This is a genomic window from Nitrosomonas aestuarii (assembly GCF_003046585.1).
In the GTDB taxonomy this organism is placed as follows: Bacteria; Pseudomonadota; Gammaproteobacteria; order Burkholderiales; family Nitrosomonadaceae; genus Nitrosomonas; species Nitrosomonas aestuarii.
Genome location: NZ_QAAE01000013.1, coordinates 1 through 15432 on the forward strand (window position 1 = coordinate 1; position 15432 = coordinate 15432).

Here is a 15432-nt window from a genome sequence, read left to right on the forward strand (position 1 = left end):
TCACTGGCAATTCCTCTCTTTTATGCAGTCTAGACAACTGAATTATAAAAGATTTAACAGGAATTGCCTCCCCCATTCATGCAATATTCAGGCTAGTACAGTCATCATAATCACAATAGCCGGCGCTTGTTCCAGCCCAGCCGGTATCATGCCAAGGAATGCAGCGCCTAACAAGGTGCCGATTGCAAAACTGACCAGGCAAGGGACAAGGTTCTTTCGAATTTTTTCCGGAAAAAATAGAAACAAACCTGCGCCAGCAAGCGCACCAATACTGCCTAATAAGCTAAACCCAATTATCCAAAGCAGCATAGCTACACTCTCTATGTTATGCCAGAATTAAAAGCATATCCCGATGTGTAATCACCTGACAAATTATTTTGCGATCGTGATGCTGGGTACACCGAGAGATGGTGCATCGGTGATTGTCATTCGAAATAGAATATACAGTAATTGAAAAGCATTTTTATTCCAGTGGTAGTAGGGCTCCGCAGTGTTGATTGCATAGTATTTGCCATGAGAACGGACGGATAAGCCGGAATCGGCAGGCACTGTATCCGAAACCTTTAGGTCCAGGGTCATGCCTGGATTTTCATTGCGGGCGATAGGCGGTGTTCGTGCGTCTTTTTCAACAGGGTATTCCGGCTCTTCATCCAGCGCATGCCCAAGAAAATTAAGAATTGCATGAAAACTTCTGAGACGGAAAGAACCCTGAATAGGCCAGTCTCCACCCGCATAACCGGGACGGATATCAAAAGCGACATCATTTGCAATCCATGGACTCGTAAGGTCGTATAATTGTGCCCTTTCCTCGCAGCATACAACATCGGGATCATAATTCGTAATGAGAATGGGGCCCAGTATCTGTTTGCTCAGTGTATAGGTATTATCCTGTGGATTGTAGCGCACGGTAAATTCCTTCTCCAGCGCCTGAAATCCTTCCGCCGACACAGCAGCGCCGGGGATGGTCCAGCTACGCTCGAAGGTTAGTGGTTCCACGTAAAGTTGCCTCTGGTCCTGAATCGCTGAAAGATGCAATGCAACGCGGCGGAACATCTCGTATCCGGACATATCTGACGGGCTGTTACGGTAGGCAACTTGTTTTTGGTGTCTCTGGCTGCGTAAACGCACCCGGTGTTTCTGCTCCTCAGTCAGTTCGATAACGTGAGGAGCGGCTTTATGATGCCTGCCGTGTCTGAGTCTGAAACCATGTTCTTTTTCATCGTGGGTGTTGTCAAGGGCATCATTTGAGTTGTGGTGTTGTAAGCGTACTTCCTGAGCCATCATGCGTAATAACAGGTCAACATCGAAGTGCTGGCGCAGCAGCAGGGTAAGCTTGCTTTGATGAAATGGAGTAAGCAGACGTTTGGTGAATTCCTCCCCTTCGATCGGCACAATTGTAAAGGTGGGATTCTCAGCAACGCTGCCGCCGAATAATGGCATCAGCAACCCGCCGGCATCTCCTGTAAGTGCAGGCGTACCGCCTGCATTAATACGGAAATCGAATGTGGCCGCGATACTGGGAACTCTTGTGAAGTGAATAGGCTGGTGATGTTGCGCACGGGCGATATTGATCAACAATTGTTCCGATTCCGCTCTGGTGACAGCCTCGTCATACACAATCACCGCTCGGTTAAGCGTAATCGGCGATAAACAACCGGTCAGTGCCAGAAGGATTGTGAAGTAAACAATGATTAAGCAAACAGATTGTCTTATGTGAGCCTGTCCAGAGTTCTGATAAAAATGCATTATTGTCTGACGGTATAGTTTAAAGATAATCTGATCATGCAGTTATGGTGTGACAGTTCCGATCATCGGTCGGATTTCCTCTGAATCCTGAGCATATTTTATGCCGTGCGGTGAGTGATTGTTGCTGTAATGATTGTGGTATCAATTGTTTACCAAGGTATTTTGACATTGCCATTCCTTTCCTGCAATCTTTCCGGCATGAGAAAAAGAAAAGAATCTGTTTTTTTTTGTCAAATTTGCGTCTGGTCATGTGCTGTGCAATTGAAAGAGAAAAAACAGTCGGGGCACGGTTAATCCAGCTGCGTGTTGGCAACGAACTGATTGATTGCCCGCCCGGTCATATTCAGGGAATGCCCGCAATAAATCCCAAACTGTGAATTTACTACAGATTATCGGCTATCATTGGAGTTTTATTTTTTTCTATTGGCATTTTTATTCGTAATCCAGATTTGATTCTATAGTTTTCGGGGACCCAAACTGACAGCTATGGATTAATTCAATCTATGAACGCAATCAGACATCTTTTCAAGTCAGCTTTTATTATCATCCTGCTCGGGGGGATGGTTGGCTGCGCAACCAATCCGCCGAAACAGCAGCACAACCTGTGCGCAGTATTCGAGCAGCATCCCGATTGGTATGACTACGCCAGGGCATCGGAAGACAAGTGGGGCGTGCCGGCGCACATCCTGATGGCCTTTGTGCGCCACGAATCCAGCTACCGCCACAATGCCAAACCACCGTTCGAGTGGTTCCTGTTCATTCCGCTGGGCCGGGCTTCCTCGGCCAAGGGCTATGCCCAGATTCAGGATCCGGCCTGGCAGGATTACAAGCAAGTGACCGGTGGATTGTTCAAGAGTCGCTCGGACATGAAGGATGCGCTGGATTTCGTCGGCTGGTATAACCATAAGAGCAATAAACAGCTTGGTATTTCCAAGTGGGATTCGAAGAATCTGTATCTTGCCTATCATGAGGGCCACGGCGGCTACCGGCGCGGCACCCACCGGAATAAAAAATGGCTGCTAAGCACGGCCGGACGCGTCGATCATACGGCGCGAGAATATGGTGCGCAACTGCGCCGCTGCGAAGACCAGTTCCGGTGCCGGCACTGGTACCAGGTCTGGCCACTGTGCCGCTAGAACGGCGTTTCGGAGTCAGTAATCCTGAGGAACTCAGTTGAATAACTGGATGCCACACAATTTCTCATCATCGTTACCTTTAATTTTGATGAATTTTTTAGCCATTGATTGTTGTCCCCTGCAGTCGTTGGTCATTATTAATGGAGTTTTGTCTGACCCTTCCAATAATTGGTCACCGCCGGAAGGATTGGCCCATTGATTTAAGTCAGCAACGGATGCGGCGCGTTATTTGAAAATTGTTGGTTTGCGGGGCAACGAAGAAAGGTGCAATCACCCAAGGACATTGCACCCTAAAGATTTTGTTTCAGCAGGCTGTTGAAATCCGCTGGAGCAAAACGAGGTTTCAGGTAAAAAATGGCGAAGAAGCAAAGTTTGAAAAATGCAAATGCGTTGCTTTAGCCATTTTTTTACACTGAAACTTTAGACGTAATAAGTTCTGTTAATCCGTAATCGCGCCTTTACTGGCCGTTGACACCAGCTTGGCGTATTTAGCCAGTACGCCACGCGTATAGCGTGGTTCGGGCGGTTGCCATGCCGCACGGCGCTGTTCGAGTTCTGCGTCGGAAATATTTAGCTGTAACAAACGTTGTTCTGCGTCGATGGTGATTGAGTCTCCTTCCTGCACCAGTGCGATGGTGCCGCCGGCAAACGCTTCCGGAGCGACGTGGCCGACGACCATGCCATAGGTGCCGCCTGAGAATCGGCCGTCGGTAATCAGGCCAACTGAGTCGCCAAGCCCTTCACCGATCAAGGCCGAAGTGGGCGAGAGCATTTCGCGCATGCCGGGACCGCCTTTGGGACCTTCATAGCGGATAACCACGACGTTGCCGGGTTGTATTTTCCGATCCAGAATCGCCTGCATACAGGTTTCTTCTGATTCAAACACGCGTGCCGGGCCGGTGATTTTAGGGTTTTTGATGCCTGAGATTTTGGCGACGGCACCTTCTGTCGACAGATTTCCTTTCAGGATGGCTAAATGACCCTGTGCATACATTGGGTTATTCCAGGGGCGTATGACGTTCTGGTCAGCGCGCGGTGTGTCCGGAATATCCTTCAATACTTCAGCGATTGTCTGTCCTGTAATAGTGATGCAGTCGCCATGTAACAGGCCATTGACCAGCAGCATTTTCATGACCTGTGGAATACCGCCGGCTTTATGCAGGTCAGCGGTGACATAACGGCCGGATGGCTTCAGGTCGCAGATGACGGGTACGCGTGCGCGGATATCTTCGAAATCGTCAATGGTTAAGTTGACTTTTGCAGCATGTGTAATGGCCAGCAGATGCAATACTGCGTTGGTGGAGCCGCCGACCGCCATGATAACAGCGATGGCATTTTCAACCGATTTTCGGGTAATGATGTCGCGCGGCAGAATTTGCTTTTTAATCGCATTGACCAGCGCTTCCGCGGACTGCCCCGAACTGATCAGTTTTTCTTCATCTTCTGCCGACATGGTGGAAGAATAGGGCAGACTCATGCCCATGGCTTCAAATGCGGATGACATGGTATTGGCGGTAAACATACCGCCGCACGAACCTGCGCCGGGACAGGCATGGCGCTCAATTTGGAGTAATTCTTCCTGGTCGATTTTTTGTGCGCTGTGTTGGCCGACTGCCTCGAACACGCTGACGATCGTCAAGTCCTGTCCTTTGTACTTGCCAGGTTTGATAGTGCCACCATAAACAAAAATGGCGGGTACGTTCATTCGAGCAATGGCGATCATTGCACCCGGCATATTTTTGTCGCAGCCGCCGATGGCGATGACGCCGTCCATGCTTTCCGCTTGCACGCAGGTCTCGATGGAGTCGGCGATGACTTCCCTGGAAACCAGAGAATACTTCATGCCTTCAGTACCCATGGAAATGCCGTCAGATACGGTAATGGTGCCAAACATTTGCGGCATTGCACCGGCCTCGTGCAACGCTTGTTCTGCTTTGCGTGACAATTCATTCAAGCCCTTGTTGCAAGGGGTGATTGTCGAGTAGCCATTGGCAACGCCCACAATGGGTTTGTTGAAATCACCATCGGTGAAGCCGACCGCGCGTAACATTGCGCGGCTCGGTGCATGCTGGGCGCCCTGCGTGATAATCTGGCTACGTTTATTGTCTGGCATACTGACTCCTGAAATATTAAATATAAAAGAAATAGGCGTTCTAAAAGGATCTTTTCAAAAAGGCATTCAATTTTGCTAAACGCACTTGTTATAATGTGCTTATTTTACCGTAAATCACGTAAATGATAAGGCAGGAACCCATGCTTGTTCACCCACAGATTGATCCCGTAGCTATTTCATTGGGACCTTTGTCCATCCACTGGTACGGATTAATGTACCTGATTGGCTTCATGCTGTTTTTTTTATTGGGCCGTTATCGTATTAAATATGGCCCCAAAACCGTTATTACACATGAATTTCTGGATGATATTCTGTTTTACGGCATGCTCGGCGTGATTATCGGCGGCCGGTTGGGTCATGTATTGTTTTATCAATTTGGCTACTATCTGGAAAATCCGTTGCTTATTTTTGCACTTTGGGAAGGTGGCATGTCATTTCATGGCGGTTTTCTCGGTGCAATTATGGCAATGATCCTCCTGGCACGTAAATATAACGTGCACTGGTTGAATATTACGGATTTCGGTGTGCCTCTGGTACCGCTGGGTTTGGGTGCCGGCCGTATCGGTAATTTTATTAATGCAGAGCTTTGGGGCCGCCCTACGGATGTGTCCTGGGGTATGATTTTTCCTTATGTCGACGAACTGCCGCGCCATCCATCGCAGCTCTACCAGTTTTTTCTGGAAGGTGTTGTATTGTTTTTGTTCGTCTGGATCTATTCGGCAAAGCAGCGCGCACTGGGTGCAGTGACAGGCATGTTTATGATCGGTTATGGTGTGGTGCGTTCGATCGCAGAATTTTTCCGTGAACCGACAGATGGTTTTATGGGTGAACTGACACTGGGCGTGACGATGGGGCAGTGGTTGTCGATTCCGATGATACTGGCCGGCCTGGCATTGGTGATATGGTCAGAACGGCACAAGTCAATTGAAAACAAACCATTCAATAATCCAAAATTTCGTAAAAGAAAAGCTAGAAATTGATGGTGACCTGCGTATAGAAGTAGTTAATGTCGCCGCGATGGCCTGCGTTTGGCGCATTGTGTATAAATTTACCGGAAAAGAGGTGGGTATAACCTGCTTCAATGGCTAAGTTTCCGGGTAATAACTGCCATTGGATTTGTGCATCAAGCTGTGAACCGACAAAACTGCCTGAGCGACCATCGGGATCTCTGACGCCTGTGAATCCCCAGGCATCCCTGCTTGAGGCAAGCCATAGTGCACGATAATCCATTGATGCGGTCAATCGATTATGTGGTTTTAGATTTAGACGCATGCCTGGCGCGTGCATATTGGTGCGCGCCAGTGCGCCATAAATGCCGGTCGGTCCGAAATCAAACCGGCGTGCACTATACAATGTATCAAAACGCCCGTTATTACCATCATCAGGGTTGTTGTCACCACTGGCAAAATCATAAAGTACGGCAATTCTAGGGGTCCATGCTGTTGAAAATGTGTAGCCAGCCGTCAAATGATGAAAGTGTGCGAAATGATCAAGGGTTCGGGGCGCAACGGGAGATATATGGGACTGACCCATTTGAAATGCGGATTCGAATTCGTAGTCGATACTGGCAGAAGCGGGTGTACGGAACAATCGAAAACCCGGCGTGAAAAGCTGGCGGTTTTGCGTGAGACGATTGGATGTGTCCTGCTCATGCAGGCCGAATATAAAAAGCTCACCACGCCCGAATTTTGCAAAATTGTTTGCTGCGAAAATTCCCCAGAGCTGCAGGTCAAAACTTTCTTCGTCAAAAACAATGTTGTTGTGGAACAGTTGATCAGCCGTATCGGGAAGGCGGACTACCGGTAGCGCCCAGAATCCCCGCAGATGCATGCCTGCTAATTTTTTGCTGCCATGCCAGTTGATATCAATGCCGGTAAAACTGTTGATAGTATTACGGAATCTATTGCGGGCCACAAATCGGCGGCTGCCTACATCCAGCGTCATTCTGCCTGCCTGCGCCATGATGTTTCCACGCAGCACATCGGGCCGGTGAAATTCAAGATAAGCGCGCAATAATTCGGTGGGATTAACGATGGTCGTATTGAGTAAAGCATTATGATCCGCTGCTGTGCGTGAATCCTGTAGTTCGGCGCCCACAGTAAAACCGGCCGGTAATTGTATGCGTCCATTAACCAGCGTTCGGAAAACAATTACATCCGTTTGACCTGACTGGTTGGCTCTGAATTCGTTATCCATGAATTCATACCGGGTGCGGTGGTCGATCTGGAGTGAAAAACCCTGTGGCATCAGGGCATCGTTCAATGACCATTGCGCCTGCAAGGGAAAACTCGCCAGTATAATAATCTTGCAGGCAAGCACAATGTGCAAGCGTATAAATGAACGCAGATACATGATCAGTTTGAATTTAATGACCGATTATACTACTGATCCGGATTTTACAATTTGATTCGGGGAGAAATAATCCATATTTTTCAGCGTTTACACTCGATACAGTTCGTCTTATTTTTTGAGGTGTAATCCAAGACGATCCATACGGTAACGCATGGAACGCACCGTAATGCCCAATAGTTTCGCTGCAGCAGTTCTGTTATGCAGGGTTTGATCCAATGCCTTGTTAATGGATTCTTTCTCCAGTTTGTCCAGGTAATCCTGTAATGGCAGCTTTTGGTCAGGTGTGATCGGTGTGTCGGACGGCGATTGTTGCGTTTCTTTAGGCTTGAGCTGCAATTCATTTTTGCCGATTTTTTTATCTGAACAGAGCGCCAGCGTGCGTTCCAGAATGTTTTCCAGTTCACGTACGTTGCCGGGAAAGTCATAGCCTGCAAGTACGGCAAGTGCTTCCTGATCAAGATGGCAAATGGGTCTTGATGTTTCTCGGCAAATTTTTGCCAGTATTCGCTCTGTGATTAACGGAATATCTTCACGCATTTCGCGCAGTGCGGGCATGTCCAGTTCAATCACATTTAACCGGTAATACAGATCCTGACGAAACAATCCATTTTCAACGCATTCACTCAATATTTTGTGGGTGGCGCTGATGATGCGCACGTCAATATTTGTTTCTTGTGTATCACCGAGTTTGCGTACCTGTTTTTCCTGAATGACTCTGAGCAGTTTCACCTGCATGGCGAGCGGCAAGTCCGCGACTTCATCCAAAAATAATGTGCCGCCATTGGCAGCAAGGAAAAAGCCATTATGATCTTTGTCAGCGCCGGTAAATGCACCTTTTCTGTAACCAAAAAACTCGCTTTCCATAAGATTCTCGGGAATGGCGCCGCAGTTGACCGGAACGAATGCCTCATCGTGGCGCGCGCTTCTTTCATGAATCATCCTGGCGGCCAGTTCCTTGCCGCTGCCTGATTCACCGTTGATATATACGGCAGCCTGACTGCGTGACAGCTTTTCTATGGTTGCGCGCAATCTGCGCATGGGCTGTGATTCGCCGAGCAAGGTGCGCCGGTTGTTTGTGTTTTCTACCGGTGTAACTTCTGAATGCAGCGGCGGCAGACTCAAAGCTGATTTGACCAGCGTGCGTAAATGATTTAACGATACCGGTTTGGTTAAATAATCAAAAGCACCTGCTTTAAGAGCGGCAACGGCGTTTTCCGGTGTGCCGTATGCCGTGATAACAGCTACGGGGAGGCCGATACAGTGCTGCGTAATATATTGCACCAGATCAAGCCCGGTACCATCCGGCAACTGCATGTCGGTGAGACATAGCTGAAATGAACGGGATTCCAGTAATTGCCTGGCATGCTGCGTGTTCATGGTGCTGATGACATTCATGCCCATGCGCGCCAGCGTTAACTCGAGCAATTCAATAATATCTGGTTCATCATCAACAACCAATACATGTGGTACTGCTTTATGAATAGATGTTGTCTGATTATGCTCGTCTTTTCTAGGCATGATGGTTGGCATCCTTGCAAAAAACTCTGAAGTGCCCGCAACCCGTGTTGCAGATATACTCAAGTGCAGCGTGGTTGGCCTCGCACAATTCGCGTGCAATATAAAGACCCAGACCGGTGCCGTTGGCTGCAGTAGTAAAAAAGGGTTCAAATAACTGTTTCAACTGGATGGCGGGCACGCCTGCCCCATCATCCCGGATATCCAGAAGCATTCTGTTTGTGGAGGTGCAACGAGTGATTTTGATTATGATGCTGCCTTTTTGTCGACGGCAATGCCGCCAGGCATTACAGCATAAGTTCCAGAGTATCTGGCGCAGATGATTGGGGTCGAAGTTAATCAGACCGGTCGTGCCGATATTTGTGAAATCAAGTTGAAAAACCGTTTTATCAATTTTTTCTATCAGGCAAAAATCATCGATAAAACAATCAATAAAGTCGATAGCATCGATAGACTCAACCTGAACAGTATCCCGTCGATTCAACTGCAGTACATCTTGCACGATTTTGTTCAGACGCTGTGTGTTATCGTTAATGATACGCAACAGACGGTGATTGCTGCCGGTACCAGAGAACTGAGCGTCTTCCTCCAGAAGCTCTGCTGCATGGCTGATGGAAGATAAAGGGTTGCGGATTTCATGGGCGATATTGGCCGTCAGCCTGCCCAAAGCAGCCAGCTTCAATTGTTGTATCTGCGATTGAATTCGGCTTGTGTCTTCCAGATAAATGACGATGCTTGCGTGGGAATTGTTTTCTATAGGGATAAAGCGGGTTCTGACCAGGGTATTGTTTTTAGATAAGCGCAGTAGATCAAAGGATATGTCTGTGTTACTCCGCCAGCTGGATAACCGGGATGCGAGAGCTGGTGCATACTCGGAAAGTATGGGCGGTTTGAAATATTCCGGTTGTGATTTCAAGCCGATCAATTTTTCAGCATAAGTATTGCACTGACGAATTTTTCCGTTGTTGTCGACTACCAGAATGCCTTCTTGTAAGTCTTTAATAATCAACTGATTAATCTGTGCCATGTTAGCCAGATCGATGCCGCGTTCATGGGCCAGCTTCTCATTGGCGACTGCATGCTTGGCAAGTCGCTGCGCAACCCATGCTACTGCAAAATAACCCATGCTGAGTAACGCAGCATGGGTGAACTGGGCTGCATGAGAACCCATGTAAAGAAATGCGTAAATTTCTTCCAGCAGAACGCCGATGGTGGCGATTGCCGCAAAAAATAAGGCCATTCTTCCTTTACTGATGAGACCGGCACCAGCCAGAGAGATCATGAGTAAAATACCCAGCCCGCTTTCCAGCCCGCCGCTGGCATAGATCATAATGCAGATAAAAATGACATCGGTGCAAACCTGTTGCATCAGTTGCCACTTAAGATCGGGCTTGCGTAATCTGATCAACACCATAAGCAGGCTGCTTACAAGCAAATGCAGCCATGCCGCATAAGAGAACAGTGTGTGATCATGAGAACCCAGATTGACAAAATGAAATGACCATGCAAGTATCATCAACCCACAGGTAATGATCATTCGGGAGATATTAAATAAAAATAATGAATGCCAGAATGCTTCCGGATAAACGTGTTCCGGACTGGATAGTGTGTCAGGCTCGTTATGCGTTCTTTGATACAGCCTGTTACGCACGCTGGGCTGAATAAACGAGAAAATATCTGTAATCACAGTACTATGATGACGAGTCTAAATGCTCAAGGCGATGTTCGTTGCTGCAAAAAAACTCGCCCTGACTGGTAACGCTTTCACTTCTAGGCAGATGGACGCCACAATGCGTGCATCGCACCATTTCTTCCAGTGATTTTGGTGTTGCGTTTTCCGCTTTGTCATCATCCGGGGTTTCGGTTTCTTCGGGTGTGCGTGTTTTTATGAACCAATAAACCAGCACAGCAATAATTAAGAAAAAGACTAATTTGCCCAAATCAATGTTCCTCCTCTATGAATGCGCGACTTTTGTCGCATAAATCATAAGTATAACTGCCATCTATATAAAAACAGGATTTACGTTCAATCAACAGTTTCATCTGTAGCTATTATTTATCATATGAATACTGACAGGCAAAGTTGAAAAAAGGACTCTATTGCCGGATTAATCAAAGTGGCGTTTCTATATGTGGCTTTTTACAGCCGCCCGTCAGGTTAATGAAACGGAAAAAAACATGAGCATGACAAAGCATGGGTTTTTCAGATCTTATTATGAAAACTGGAAGGCTGCTGTTTATTGATAACAGTAGCCTTTCTTAAAATCTGCAAAACGTCAATCAGCACTAGTTTGTAACTTGGATAAAATTACCGTTTTGTTTGATCCAGGTTTCGCCTGTGAAGGCATCGGTAACGGTTGTGGCATCCGTGGCAAAACAATCGGGTACTATCTGGCTCGTATATGTGCCGGTTGAGGCGTATTCGATTGGCGGTGTTACTTGAATTCCTTCAATCGGGAATTGGGATAACGCCCCGGCTAAAGCTTCTGTGAGGTCGAGGCATATATCAGAGTTTACAATCAAGTTGGCTGTGTCAACTGCGGCGTTGATCGTGCAGTGTTTGACGCTTGCGGTAGAATCGATGATGCCTTGAAAAGGATTGGGCAACCCCGGGATAGTGGTTGTGATGCCACTTAAGCTCGAAGAAGTGATTGTATTGCTGCTGAGTGTGGAAATACCAGTAGCGGTCGGCTGTTGCGGTATCACACAAATATTGCTGTTTGCTGAGTCGGTAATGTCAGGTGCAAGTATACATTGGCCATTCGTGGTGACAGTCACTACATTGCCGCTTTGGCTATAAATAATGCCATCGGGTACATTCGCTGTATTACAGGCACTGACACTGCTGTTTCCGCCGGAGTTCTGTATCAGGTTAACCATATTTGAGAGCGTTTCAACTACTGTGACGTTGTTACCCCAAGGGCCGCCGAGTACATAAACGTTATTATCGGTTATATTGACGCCCACGTAAACGCCGGTTTCTGGATAAAACCGAAACAACCAGGGGTTGATATTTTGCGTGGCTTTATGACCGGGCAGCACCTCAGGGAAAGAATTTTCGGCCCAATTGAATACTGTTTCAGCATCCGCTGTAGTATCTGCAAATATGAGATGTGTATGTACAATTAAAGCGAGTGCGCAAATTGATTGAATGAGTTTTTTCAGATGTTGTTTCATGCCAGGAGAACTCCAGTAAATTAATAATGTTTTGTTCAATGTTCGGTTTTGAAATGCGAGGATAAGCATACCTGTTTTGGTGTTCAATCATAGGCGAGATTTAGCTGATTAAAGGTGAATATTTCGTGCGTTTGAATAACAATTAGCTTATTTTCTATTGATATACTTTAACAGCCAGATTCAGTAGCCTTGCACTGATATTCAGACCTGAGCTGCGCGCTTCGCTCAGATTGATTTCAAATACAATTTTTTCATTAGAGAGCGCCATATTGATGGCAACACCCTGGATTGCGGCACCGGGACTGTCTGCAAGCGTAAGGATAGGCTTATTCTGTATTGTGGCTAACAGGGCAGGCAGTTTTTCGCCTACAGATTTAGAAAAAAATATAACCTGGCAATCCTGTAATTGCTCAATGCTGTCATCAGTGCGTATTACCTTGATTTGATGATTGTTGACGGATTTGTTTTCTAACTTGTCAATTTCATGGCCGAAATAATCTTCTCCGTAGATACAGAGATTTAGCGTCTGACCAGTATCTTCAGGCCATTGTGTGAATGCCATGAAGTTATAAATAAACGCGGCTTTAACTTTATTTTCGACTAATTCATCAGCGCAGGCAGTTGATTGCAACGATGGCAAAATAAAACCCATGCATATCGCGCATAAGAAATAAACAACACTTTCTTTTGCGATAGTGCTCAGTAGCCTGATGAGTCGGTTGAAAAAATGCATGTCCGCGCATTCTCCTAGAAGCGCCATTGCGCCCCAACATAAATGCCGCGCGGAATAATTCCAGGTATTGAAGGGATGGTGTCGGATACGAATTCCCGGTGGTTTTGGCTGAACAGATTCTGGCCGACGAGAAACAATTCAACATTTCTGACGGGTTTGAATGCCAGTTTCGCATCCATGGTGACATAGTCTGGAATATCGTAAAAAGCGATCTTGCTGATATAACGCAGCCAGAGATTGAGCTGCAGTTTTTCGGATATGTCGTAGTTGGAGCGCAGGGATAATTGATGCTGCGGACTGATTTTGTCTGCGCCACCTGTGATCGGGTCGAGTTCTTTCAATAGTTTGTTGGAAGAAATCTGCATATTCAGATAGCTATAGCTGCTTTGCAGGCGCCATTTGGTCAGCGGTTTCCAGTCGATCGAAGTTTCGAATCCATAAGTCAGCGCCGAAGCCTGGTTATTTGCCAATGCGGGTAGTATGAATTGTGGCGGCAGTCCTGTGCTCAATGCGAGCGCGCCAAAGCTTAAATCACGCAATTGGCTGTAATCGTTGATAAACCCTGCAATATCAATGGATGCCTGTTGAGAAAACCGGTGGCGGTATCCCAGTTCGTAGGCGATCAGTTTTTCTGAATTAAAGTCACTATTGCCTTGCAGTGTTAATAAGATCGGTATCGGTAAAGTGAGTAATCCTGTTGTGTCCAGTTGTCCCACAGTGCTTGTGACATCATTTTCAGCGCGCGAAGGCGTCCGTACGGCACGGGAAACAGACATCCAGATTGAATTATCGGTGTTGGGTGTCCACATGAGGCGTGCGTTCGGCTGTACTTCCAGTCCGGTAAAGTCATTGTGACCGATCCGGGTTCCCAGTGTGAACAACAGGCGATCGGGTATCAGTGAAATGTCATCCCGGATAAAAATACTGTATAAATGATTGGTTTGTTCGGCAGGCGTGAATTTTACTAAATCTGTTTCGAAAACTTTATTGTGATACAGTCGGAAATTGGCGCCCCAGGTTACATCATGGCTGTCATATAGGGAAAAACGGTGTTGAAAGTCAACGTCGAAGCTCTCTGCTTGAATGATTCCTACCGGTAATAAGCGAATGCGAATATGATCATAATAGGTCTGCAGCATGACCGAGGATCGTTCGGAAAAAGTCCGGTCCCAGCGAAAACGTATATTACCACCTTCTTGGTGGCCACGCAGGCCGCTTGTGGGTATGGTGCTGGGAAGACTGAGCGTATCTCTACTGAGTGTGTCTCCTTTGGACATGTAGAAAAGATCGCCCTGTAAAGTAAATTCATCATTTCCACGCGTGTGATCCACGCGGAACCCACCTCTGGCCGAGTGCCATTGGTTGTGTATGTTTTCACCGGATAAGGATGTTGTATTATCACGCGTGAATCCTTTGGCGTAGACCCGAAAGGGTGTCTGTGAGTTGATTTTGCCGCCGTAGCGTGCGCCAACAAAGCCATGTTCAAAACTGCCGCCGCCGGCTGTGAGCAGAGTGCCCTGCGTATCGGCTGCCTTTTTGGTGATGATGTTGATAACCCCATTGACTGCGTTGGCGCCCCATGCGGTGGCTGCGGGCCCGCGAATGATTTCTATCCGTTCAATATCTTCCATAAGCGTGTCTTGCTGTTCCCACAGCACACCGGAAAATATCGGAGAATAAACACTGCGTCCATCCATGAGGACCTGCAGTTTGTTGGCATAGAGGCCGTTAAACCCGCGCACGCTGATAGCCCATTTATCGGTGCCTACGCGTGCAACTTGAACACCTGGCGCCATGCGTAGAGCTTCGGGGATACTGGTTGCGCCGGATCGGTGTATATCATCGCCGGTAATCACAAAAATCGCAGAGGCAACATCAGTCAGTTTTTGTGATCGTCTGGAAACCGTGGTAACTTCAATATTCATCAGCTCCTCAATGCTGAGTCCCAGAAATTGGTTGTCAAGATTTTTTCCAGTTGCGGCTGCAATACTCGCACAGCAGCAGATAGTAAAGAAGCTTAAGAACTTCATGCCTGATCGCATTGTCTGGGTGTCACTTGAAACCATGCATTCATTTTTTTGCGTTGCCGATAAATTTCTGTTTGTAAACGGGATACTGAGTTTTTTTGAGATGAATATAATATATGGGTTGCTGACTTTATAAAGCTATGAATAAAAGGAATTCGGTTGTCTTCTTTGTTAAATGAGGGAAAGGTTTTTTTACGTTATTAGATGTAAAATCTTTCTGGTTCTGGTTGAATAAATTCTGGCCGTATTCGTACCGTCGGCGAGCGCCAAAATGGCTTGTTTTTTTAAGCTGTCCAAAATACTGGAAAGGTGACCGGCCTCCAGTTTGGAGATATACACCGTCTGGCAGTTACCGGCTTTTTTAAGGGCAGCTAAACGTGAAATCTTCATTGCACATTGATTAACGGGCCTTGTTTGAAGCAGATTGATTTCGTTTGAAGGTGATTTTCTGAGAAGATGCAAAGGTTGATTACTTGATCGATATACTCAGGTCATGATTTGATGGCAAGAAAATTATAAATAAATCCGGCATTTGCACGATATTCATGCCCAGTGCTGGCAATAGGAGGTGCTGTTGGTAATTGAAAGCCCAGTAGCAGGAAAACAACGCTTTTTAGCAGTTTTGTATTGATT

13 protein-coding genes are annotated in these 15432 nt (G+C 46.9%); 2 read left to right on the forward strand and 11 right to left on the reverse strand.

Annotation, left to right across the window (positions count from 1 at the left end):
• Positions 1-87: 87 nt before the first annotated feature.
• On the reverse strand, positions 88-309 hold the full coding sequence (locus C8R11_RS11260; protein WP_107795787.1) for a ZIP family metal transporter: 222 nt from the start codon (positions 307-309) through the stop codon (positions 88-90).
• A 63-nt stretch (positions 310-372) separates the two neighbouring features.
• Positions 373-1746, reverse strand: coding sequence for a hypothetical protein (locus tag C8R11_RS11265; RefSeq protein WP_244907644.1), 1374 nt, complete (start codon positions 1744-1746; stop codon positions 373-375).
• A 503-nt stretch (positions 1747-2249) separates the two neighbouring features.
• Between C8R11_RS11265 and C8R11_RS11270 the strand changes: the two genes are divergently transcribed.
• Complete coding sequence (locus C8R11_RS11270) at positions 2250-2882, forward strand: transglycosylase SLT domain-containing protein (protein WP_107795788.1); 633 nt, start codon at positions 2250-2252, stop codon at positions 2880-2882.
• Positions 2883-3321: 439 nt separating this feature from the next.
• On the opposite strand, the gene ilvD is transcribed toward C8R11_RS11270, so the two are convergent.
• On the reverse strand, positions 3322-4995 hold the full coding sequence (gene ilvD, locus C8R11_RS11275; protein ID WP_107795789.1) for a dihydroxy-acid dehydratase: 1674 nt from the start codon (positions 4993-4995) through the stop codon (positions 3322-3324).
• A 140-nt stretch (positions 4996-5135) separates the two neighbouring features.
• Here ilvD and lgt point away from each other — a divergent pair, with 140 nt between their 5' ends.
• Positions 5136-5975 carry a prolipoprotein diacylglyceryl transferase gene (gene lgt, locus C8R11_RS11280; RefSeq protein WP_107795790.1) on the forward strand — a complete coding sequence of 280 codons (840 nt, stop codon included), beginning with the start codon at positions 5136-5138 and terminating at the stop codon, positions 5973-5975.
• Here lgt and C8R11_RS11285 read toward each other — a convergent pair.
• The 8 genes from C8R11_RS11285 to C8R11_RS11320 form a co-directional block, all read right to left on the reverse strand.
• A complete protein-coding gene (locus C8R11_RS11285; protein ID WP_107795791.1) occupies positions 5965-7347 on the reverse strand; it encodes an alginate export family protein in 1383 nt (460 codons plus the stop codon). The two genes, lgt and C8R11_RS11285, sit on opposite strands and share 11 nt — an antisense overlap.
• Before the next feature lie 108 nt (positions 7348-7455).
• Positions 7456-8865, reverse strand: coding sequence for a sigma-54-dependent transcriptional regulator (locus tag C8R11_RS11290; RefSeq protein ID WP_107795792.1), 1410 nt, complete (start codon positions 8863-8865; stop codon positions 7456-7458).
• On the reverse strand, positions 8858-10513 hold the full coding sequence (locus C8R11_RS11295) for a two-component system sensor histidine kinase NtrB (protein ID WP_146159106.1): 1656 nt from the start codon (positions 10511-10513) through the stop codon (positions 8858-8860). Before C8R11_RS11295 ends, C8R11_RS11290 begins: the two co-directional genes overlap by 8 nt.
• A gap of 40 nt (positions 10514-10553) precedes the next feature.
• Positions 10554-10802 carry a PP0621 family protein gene (locus C8R11_RS11300; protein WP_107795794.1) on the reverse strand — a complete coding sequence of 83 codons (249 nt, stop codon included), beginning with the start codon at positions 10800-10802 and terminating at the stop codon, positions 10554-10556.
• 346 nt (positions 10803-11148) lie between these two features.
• Positions 11149-12039 (reverse strand): hypothetical protein, encoded by an 891-nt coding sequence (locus C8R11_RS11305; RefSeq protein ID WP_107795795.1) that lies wholly within the window; start codon positions 12037-12039, stop codon positions 11149-11151.
• 154 nt (positions 12040-12193) lie between these two features.
• On the reverse strand, positions 12194-12772 hold the full coding sequence (locus C8R11_RS11310) for a YfiR family protein (protein WP_090697605.1): 579 nt from the start codon (positions 12770-12772) through the stop codon (positions 12194-12196).
• A 14-nt stretch (positions 12773-12786) separates the two neighbouring features.
• Positions 12787-14697, reverse strand: coding sequence for a TonB-dependent receptor plug domain-containing protein (locus C8R11_RS11315; protein WP_280523898.1), 1911 nt, complete (start codon positions 14695-14697; stop codon positions 12787-12789).
• A 294-nt stretch (positions 14698-14991) separates the two neighbouring features.
• Positions 14992-15261, reverse strand: a complete 270-nt coding sequence (locus tag C8R11_RS11320; RefSeq protein WP_280523899.1) for a YfiR/HmsC family protein — start codon at positions 15259-15261, stop codon at positions 14992-14994.
• Between the last annotated feature and the right edge of the window lie 171 nt (positions 15262-15432).

Coding starts and splice junctions, on each gene's coding strand:
- C8R11_RS11260 (WP_107795787.1), bottom strand. CDS start 309: ATGCTGCTTTGGATAATTGGGTTTAGCTTATTAGGCAGTATTGGTGCG.
- C8R11_RS11265 (WP_244907644.1), bottom strand. CDS start 1,746: ATGCATTTTTATCAGAACTCTGGACAGGCTCACATAAGACAATCTGTT.
- C8R11_RS11270 (WP_107795788.1), top strand. CDS start 2,250: ATGAACGCAATCAGACATCTTTTCAAGTCAGCTTTTATTATCATCCTG.
- ilvD (WP_107795789.1), bottom strand. CDS start 4,995: ATGCCAGACAATAAACGTAGCCAGATTATCACGCAGGGCGCCCAGCAT.
- lgt (WP_107795790.1), top strand. CDS start 5,136: ATGCTTGTTCACCCACAGATTGATCCCGTAGCTATTTCATTGGGACCT.
- C8R11_RS11285 (WP_107795791.1), bottom strand. CDS start 7,347: ATGTATCTGCGTTCATTTATACGCTTGCACATTGTGCTTGCCTGCAAG.
- C8R11_RS11290 (WP_107795792.1), bottom strand. CDS start 8,865: ATGCCTAGAAAAGACGAGCATAATCAGACAACATCTATTCATAAAGCA.
- C8R11_RS11305 (WP_107795795.1), bottom strand. CDS start 12,039: ATGAAACAACATCTGAAAAAACTCATTCAATCAATTTGCGCACTCGCT.
- C8R11_RS11310 (WP_090697605.1), bottom strand. CDS start 12,772: ATGCATTTTTTCAACCGACTCATCAGGCTACTGAGCACTATCGCAAAA.
- C8R11_RS11315 (WP_280523898.1), bottom strand. CDS start 14,697: ATGAATATTGAAGTTACCACGGTTTCCAGACGATCACAAAAACTGACT.